General features: G+C 60.3%; 3 protein-coding genes and 2 pseudogenes. 2 read left to right on the plus strand and 3 right to left on the minus strand.

Annotated features, from left to right (window positions below; translation table 11 throughout):
- The first annotated feature begins 203 nt into the window (after positions 1-203).
- The gene (locus tag Q5H31_RS06075; protein WP_230454049.1) at positions 204-554 is read left to right on the plus strand and encodes an MFS transporter; all 351 of its coding nucleotides are present in this window, start codon (positions 204-206) and stop codon (positions 552-554) included.
- Positions 555-827: 273 nt separating this feature from the next.
- Here the strand turns inward: Q5H31_RS06075 and Q5H31_RS06080 are convergent.
- A pseudogene (locus tag Q5H31_RS06080) lies at positions 828-4,121 on the minus strand (ATP-binding cassette domain-containing protein); the annotation flags it as partial.
- A 498-nt stretch (positions 4,122-4,619) separates the two neighbouring features.
- On the minus strand, positions 4,620-4,910 hold the full coding sequence (locus Q5H31_RS06085) for an MFS transporter (protein WP_165499340.1): 291 nt from the start codon (positions 4,908-4,910) through the stop codon (positions 4,620-4,622).
- A gap of 104 nt (positions 4,911-5,014) precedes the next feature.
- Here Q5H31_RS06085 and Q5H31_RS06090 point away from each other — a divergent pair, with 104 nt between their 5' ends.
- Complete coding sequence (locus tag Q5H31_RS06090; protein ID WP_058102146.1) at positions 5,015-6,838, plus strand: long-chain fatty acid--CoA ligase; 1,824 nt, start codon at positions 5,015-5,017, stop codon at positions 6,836-6,838.
- Positions 6,839-7,019: 181 nt separating this feature from the next.
- Here Q5H31_RS06090 and Q5H31_RS06095 read toward each other — a convergent pair.
- A pseudogene (locus Q5H31_RS06095) lies at positions 7,020-7,147 on the minus strand (ABC transporter ATP-binding protein); the annotation flags it as partial.

The raw sequence follows: 7,147 nt of genomic DNA on the forward strand, positions 1-7,147 counted from the left end.
TATGAACAGGCACCCCCCATAGCTGTATTGAGAGGAAAAGCACATGGCGGGCCTGTTTCAAGCTGCTTCCAAGCAGCGCAATCCCTTGGGAACAACCATACGTACTCACGGATCGGGCAAATATACGTTCGGTCTGGCCTTAAGCGCCGGTCAATATCCGCGGTCTGCTTGCCTTTTCCTATCAGCTCCTCGCGGTATGCGGCATCTTCCTGACCAATGTCATCAACTACATCATCGCCTCCTACGGTTCCAGAAGCTGGGATGTCAACGCCGGTTGGCGTTGGATGCTGAGGCTGGGTGCGATTCCGGCCGCCGCGTTCCTGCTCTCCATGGTGCGAGCACCGGAAAGCCCACGATTCCTCATTCAAGCCGGCAAAACCGAAGAGGGATTCGCGGTGCTCGAGCACATCATCGGCACCGAACAGGCACGCCTTCGCACTGACGACATCCATGCATCGGTCAAACTCGAAACCGAAATGTCGCATGAATTTCACGACCTGTTCCGCCCAGGGCTGCAGAAGGCGCTCATCATCGGCACTTTGATCAAGGCGTGAATGCTGCGTCGCGTTACTGCATTGCCATGTTGCCATGTTGCCGCGTTATTGCATCGCTACGTTGTCACGTTGTCGCGTTATTGCATCGCTACGTTGCCACGTTGCCACATCACATTGCATTGCCGCATTGCTGCGTTGCCGCATCACATATCGCAACACAAACGCAGCAACGCAATGACGACCGGAGATGGCATCGCCGCCACCCGCGAGGAACCGCAGTGCAACGCGGTAACGTAACGCAATGCGATGTAATTCCCGCGTAGTTACAGGCAGTTACAGATTGAGTACCGCATCAGCAATGCGCATGGCGGATTCGCGGTGGGAGACCAGCACCACAGCCGCGCCGCGCTCCTTGTCTGCATGCTGCTCACCCACGGCCATAGCGTGAATGGAACGTAGAATAATAGCCTCGTTCAAAGCATCCAAACGGCTGGTCGGCTCGTCGAAAAGCACCAGATCAGCATTGCGCAGGAACACACGAGCCAAACCGATACGCTGGCGTTCACCTTCGGATAGACGGTCGCCCAACTCGCCTACCTGAGTATCAAGGCCATCGGGCAGGGAATCAATGAGATCAAGCACGGAGGCCTTGGCGAGAGCCTGACGCAAACGAGCGTCGAGACCGTCAGATGCTGCCACCTGAACGGCATCGCCCTCTGCCGATTGCGCCGCCAACCGCTGCTGTCGGGAATCAACGGTCTTGGCACCCACTTCCCCATTGCCTGCAACATTTGCAGCTTCAACCTCGGACTCAGGCAAAGCAATCAGCAGATTGTCTCGGATAGAGCCATCAAACAGGTGGGTTTCCTGGCTCATCATGGCCTGAATACGTCGGCGAGCATGCACATCGACCTCGGGCAACGGCGTGCCGGACAACGTCACCTGACCGCGCTGCGGATCCCAGTAGCGCAGCAGCAGCTTGAGCATGGTGGACTTGCCTCGGCCGGACGGCCCCTGGATACCCAGCACGCCATGCTGCGGCACGTCAAGCGAGAAGTCGGACAGGACTTCGCGCTCCCCCGCATATGCAAAGGTGACGTCATCAAGACGCATGCCCATATACTCCTGCGGCACAACAGTGCCGTTCTCGGTCACAGCGGGCACCTCGTCCATCAGTCCGAACAGTCGGCTAGCGGACGCGAAGGTCTGAGTCAGGTTAGCGGGCAAGGCGGCGAGCGCCAAAGTCGGTCCGAACGAGCCGGCGAACAGCACGAAGGCGGCAATCAGAGCCGGAATGCTCTGCGGGTTCGCGCCGGCACAGGCAATAGCCACGGCGACCGAAGCCGCTGTGAGCACAGCCACCAAGAGTCCGCTGATTCCGGTGAAACGGCCGTTGACCTTGCTGAGTTTGGCGTGATCCTTCCACAACGCATGGGTACGGTCCTCGATGGCCTGCGCACGTTCCTCGCCGCGACCAAATCGGATGATTTCGTCCAGGCCGCGCATGTCATCGAGTATCACATCGTCGAGTTCTCCGGCAGCGCCACGGATGGCAGGGCCAAGGTTACGTACGCCGGTGGCAAAGAATCGCGGCACAAGGATGCCGATAACCAGGTGGGAGGCAATCAACGCCAGCGCCATCCATGGGCTTAGGGTGGCGGCCACAATCGTGTAGATGATGGTGGAGGTTACCGCGATGGCCACCGGACTGATGGTGTGGGCAAAGAAGATCTCAAGCAGTTCCACATCGGTGGTCAGCATGGCGATAAGGTTGCCCTTACCTTTGCCCGCGAGCTTGGCCGGCGCCAGTCTGCGCAACGCGGCGAACGCCTTGGAACGGAAGAGTGCGAGCAGATGGAATGCCACATTGTGGTTCAGATATTGTTCGGCGTATCGGGTGATGCCACGCAGAAGAGCACAGATAATCATCATGATGACGGCGGGCGCAACACCCATGCCCCACACCGGATTACCGGTAAGTGCAAATGCCGCGATAATGCCGAACACGGGCAGGAAGGTGGCCGAAAGATGGCCGATGGTGCCGGCGGTGGAGGCCGCTGCCATCAGTCCTGCCAGAGGTCGGGCTTCCTTAAGCAGTCGCCTGATCACTTGGAATGTGCTCATTTTGGAAGACGAATCGCTATTTGCAACACCAGCCGGAGTCTCAGCCGAGGCCTGCTCACTCCCGCCAACGGAAGCCGTCGGCAAAGCTGACTGCAGGCGGTCAACCGTCATACCCGCCTCTGCGCTTACGCACGCTGCGCCACCCTCAGTCCGACTGTCGTCGGACAGCTCCTGCTTGCGAGAACCAACCTGCAGCACACGCCGAGCATGGCCTTCTCCGAAGTTCTCAATATCTGCCTGCGTGGTAAACAGCTTGGCGTAGACGCCGTCCGCCGTCATCAGCTCGGTATGGGTGCCCCTCTCAACCGACTTGCCGTGTTCGAGCACCACCACTTGATCAGCGTGTTCGGCGTTGGCCATGCGATGGGTGATCATAATAACCGTCTTGCCGCGGGATTGCGCCAATTCGCGAATTGTATCCAGGATCAGCTCTTCGGATTCCATGTCAACGCTGCTGGTCGCCTCATCGAACACAAATACCGGCGAATCATGCAGGAGCGCGCGGGCGATGGCGATGCGCTGGCGTTGGCCGCCGGACAGGTTGGCGGCATCGGACTCAATCGGCATGCCCAGTCCGTTCGGCTGTGCGTGCACGAAGTCGGCAATGCGCGCCTGCTCGAGCGCGGACCACAGACGGGAGTCCACGGAATCCGGCGAATCAGGAATCTCGTCATCGGGCAAGGCCATCAGAAGATTCTCGCGCAATGCGCCCGCAAACAGATGGCTGCTGGCACCAATCACAGTGACGGCTCCGGCCAGTGTTTCGCCTGACAAATCGGATACCTCGACGCCGTTCAGCGTGAGCGAACCTCGGTAACCGGCCAGTGTACCGGCGAGCAGCGAGGTGGCCGTGGACTTGCCGGAACCGGAGATGCCAACAATGGCGGTGAACTGACCGGGCCGTGCGGCGAAGGTGATGTTGGTGAGCGCAGGAGCGACGGCGGAATTGGGGCTGGTTTCACCTTGCTTATCGGTCTTTGCGGATGCGGACTTGGAGTCGCCGTGCCCGGCATCATCATAGGAATAGCCGACGTGGTCGAAGCGGACCGTCAGACCGTCGTCAGCGGAATCGGAATCGTTGGCCGGCAGGGTCGCCGTGCCATGCTCGGGCTCCGGGGTGTCCAGCAGAGCGAAGATGCGCTTGGTGGAGGTCATGCCGTTCATCGCCACGTGGAAGAACGAGCCAAGCTGACGCATGGGAATAAAGAATTCGGCGGACAGCAGCACAATCAGCAGCAGTCCGGCGAGGGTGAGCGGGAAGCCCGCACCGAACGGCATCAGGTATTGCAGGCCGTAGGCCAGGTAGGCGAATGCGCCGGGCAGGTGGGCGGCGAGCATGATCGGCGACCAGCCGGCGGTGCTGGCTCCTGCGGCGGCTGCGGTGGTATGCGCATACTGCCATAGAGCCACACCAATGCCGGCCGCCGCACCGCCGTAGGCCACGATATCCATGGCGGTCAGCGAGCGCAGCTGGATCTGCAGCACGCGCATGGTCATGACCCTGCGCTCCACATTCCGCGCAATCCCATTCACCTTAAGCGAACGCCCTCGCACACGCCAGACTTTTAAAGTGAGAGAGGCCACAGAATTATCGATTGCGGAGTGCGCATGCTAGACGCGCCAACCAGAAAAAATATGCTTCGATATCAGGGGCTGAAGCATCCACTACACCCAATACGTGCATTTATCCGTTTCGAGGAGGCTAATTTTTGCGTTTGCCGGAGGCCTACTTCCGTTTCAAGGGGCTGATTTCGCATTTGCCGGAAGTCTATCTCCGCTTCGAGGGGCTCCTCATCCATGTAATCGGAAGTATAAACGGCTACACGTCAACGTCATTCCGCCGTTTTAGGGCCGTGTCTACTTGGGCATCAGCCCCTCGAAGTGGAAGTAGACTTCCAGATAAGGCAAAATCAGCCCCTCGAAGCCGAGAAAGCACGTTTCTACGGTGTCAGAAGCCGACGGAACGCAAAAGGGTCGTCTGCACGCAGACGACCCATATGATCAATTCGCCAATAGACGCAGCAAACGCGGCCTAGTGCTGCTTTTTGCGCGGCGACCAGTGCTTCGGCGGCGGCCGTACTTATCGGACAGGAAGCCGGAGAAGCCGGCGCCGATCACGCCGCCGATCATGATGGAGCTGATGACCAGACCCTGCAGGGCCGGGTTCAGCGCGTACTTGTCCTGCAGGAAGTCGATGGCTCCCGAAATGGACACGGTGTCATAACCGTAGAGCAAACCGGTTAGACACGGCGTTGTATACAATCCACAAAACCAGACAGACAACTTCTCCATTGCCCACAACGCGCGCAACCTTACGCCAGCGTAACCTAACTTGTCAGAATGGCTCGATTTTGTCAACAGCCATCACGCAACGCACGTAAGGACACGGCCCGCTTATGCTTGACCACTACACCACGCCTGGCGAATCCATCGAAATCCGCGACAACCAGACCATCTACTCCCTACTTACCGATCGCCTTGCCCGCACCGGCGCGGACACGGTAATCGCCGCCAAGAAAATCGGCCCCGGCCGCTGGCAGAACGTCACCACCGGCGAATTCCACGAGCGCGTGGTCTCGGCCGCCAAGGGCCTGATCGCGCTCGGCATCGCCAAGGGCGACGCGGTGACCATCTTTTCCTCCACCCGTCTGGAATGGGGCATTCTCGATTTCGCACTGGCCGCGGTGGGCGCGGTAAGCGTGCCGATCTATGACACCGACTCCGCCCCGCAGGCCCAGCGCATCATGAACGATTCGGTGGTCAAGCTGGCCTTTGCCGACAATCGCGAGCGCTTCGACCGGCTCGACTCGGTCAAGGACCACTGCCCTGCCTTGAAGCAGATTCTCATGCTCGAGGGCAATGCACTGGGCGCGCTCGAAGGTCTGGGCGTGGCTGTTTCGGACGAGGAACTGAACGAGCGCGTGGCCACCGTGCGCGCCGACGATCTGGCCACCATCGTCTACACCTCGGGCTCCACCGGCAACCCGAAGGGTGCCGAACTGACCCATAAGAACTTCGTGTCCATCACCATCACCGCTTCGCAGGCGCTTCATGAAGTGGTGCTTGACGACCATCCACGCCTGCTGCTCTTCCTGCCGCTGGCCCACTGCTTCGCACGATTTATCCAGTACGCCTCCATCGCCTCCGATGACGGCGTGGTCGGTTATCTGCCGGACACCAAAACCCTGCTGCCGGACCTGCGTTCGTTTGAACCGACCTACCTGCTTGGCGTGCCACGCGTGTTCGAGAAGGTGTACAACGCCGCCTCGCATAAGGCCGGTGCCGGCTGGAAGGGCCGCCTGTTTGTCAAAGCCGCCGAGGCCGCGCGCATCTGGAGCCGCAAGGAGCAGGCCGGCGAGCAGCACACATTTGCCGAAATCGCCGAGCGCGCCAAGTACGAAACGCTCGTCTACCGCACGGTGCGCGGCGCTCTGGGCCCGAAGATCAAGTACGTGGCCTGCGGCGGCGCACCGCTGTCGCTTGATTTGGCGCATTTCTACAACGGCATCGGTCTGCCGATGATTCAGGGTTACGGCATGACCGAAACCGCCGCCCCGTTCGCCGCCACGCGCGTGACCGACAATGTGATCGGCACCGTAGGCCAGCCCGCGCCCGGCTCCTCGATTCGCATTTCCGACGAAGGCGAACTGCAGGTCAAGGGCCCGAACGTGTTCCGCGGCTACCACAATCTGCCGGAGAAGACGGCCGAGGCATTCACCGCCGACGGCTGGCTCAGGACCGGCGACTTGGCCGAGATCGATGACGCCGGCCGCATCATCATCACCGGTCGAATCAAGGACATTATTATTACCGCCGGCGGCAAGAACGTCTCCCCCATTCCACTGGAGGAGGAGATTGCCAAGTGCCCGATTGTGGAGCATTGCGTGGTGGTGGGCGATCAGCGCCCGTTCATCGGCGCGCTGGTGACGCTCGACCCGGAGTCGCTGGCCATCTGGCTGCCCGCACACGGACTGTCCACGGAGACGCCGGTCGACCGGCTCGCCACGAACGCCGCGGTGCGCGAGGAGATTCAGCAGTACGTGGATAAAGCGAATGCGACGGTCTCGCGCGCCGAATCCGTACGCAAGTTCGCCGTGCTGGACACGCAGTTCACGCAGGAGAACAAGTGCCTGACACCGTCGCTGAAAGTGGTGCGCCCGGCCGTCAATCGCGTGTTCGCCGATGTGATCGACAACGAGATCTACAACGGCAAGCGGTGAGACGCGCGGTTCGTAATCCGACACAAAAAAAGGGCCTTTTGAACCGCACCCCGATTGTTGGACTGGAGTAATCCAGATTCGATGATCGGAGGTGCGGTTTCTCATGTCCAGGGATCGCAGGCGTCATTATGACGATGATTCCATGCGGGTCGTCGCCGGGGTGCCGCCCGGCCCAGGTGGGTCACGCCCGGGTCAGTTTCTTGCTCCTGAGACGCAGCACGACATCGGCGGAGTTGGCGACGCGCTTGGAATGCGTCACCACGATCACGCATTTGCCGAGCTGATGGGCGGCGTGCTGCAGCAGATGAA

It is taken from the genome of uncultured Bifidobacterium sp. (assembly GCF_959020155.1).
GTDB lineage: Bacteria > Actinomycetota > Actinomycetes > Actinomycetales > Bifidobacteriaceae > Bifidobacterium.